The following is a 631-nucleotide window of genomic DNA, read 5'->3' as shown; positions in this document are numbered from 1 at the left end:
ACGAAAACGAGGACACAGCATTGGCGCTCTGGACACTGGGGCTCGTCGTCTCAGGCGTCCTTTCGACCGTCTCCATCGCCATGCTGGCGATCAAGCGCCTGCATGACATCGGCTATCCGGGCCCGCTTGCTCTCTGCCTTTTCATTCCCGTGCTGAGCCCGATCGTCTTCATCGCGCTCTGCCTGTGGCCGGGCGCGAAGGGCGAGAACGACTTCGGCGGCCGCAACAACGGTCCCAGGCGTTAAAGATTCCGCCTGTACATTAGCGTTCCTGCCGCGTATGTAGCGCGCCATGAACAGGCCCGCGACGTGTTGGCCGCGGCAATCGCCTGATGACGACCTGATCCCATGTCCGCTCGTCCGTCGGCGTGAAGACCGAATCCGAAAGACAAGATATGACTGAGTTCGAAGGGATCGCGCCCGCGATCGCCGAGGCGTTGGCAAAACGCGGTTACAACGAACTGACGCCAGTGCAGAAGGCGATGCTCGATCCGGCGCTCGATGGCGCCGACGCACTGGTTTCCGCCCAGACCGGGTCCGGCAAGACCGTGGCATTCGGACTGGCGCTGGCCCCGACGCTGCTGGAGGATACGAAGCGTTTTAGCGCAGCGGGCGCTCCGCTTGCCCTCGTC

The 631-nt window shown here is 63.2% G+C and carries 2 protein-coding genes; both read left to right on the top strand.

The features are described 5' to 3' along the window. A partial coding sequence (locus tag QN219_RS28590; protein ID WP_284003684.1) for a DUF805 domain-containing protein occupies window positions 1-245 on the top strand: 245 nt, incomplete at its 5' end. 149 nt (window positions 246-394) lie between these two features. After that, window positions 395-631 (top strand): DEAD/DEAH box helicase (locus QN219_RS28585; RefSeq protein ID WP_284003683.1); only part of this gene is annotated, 237 nt, incomplete at its 3' end.

Origin of the sequence: Sinorhizobium sp. 8-89 (assembly GCF_030124325.1) — a bacterium.
In the GTDB taxonomy this organism is placed as follows: domain Bacteria; phylum Pseudomonadota; class Alphaproteobacteria; order Rhizobiales; family Rhizobiaceae; genus Sinorhizobium.
Note: the sequence above shows the minus strand (reverse complement) of the source record. Positions and strands in the feature narration are given on the sequence as shown.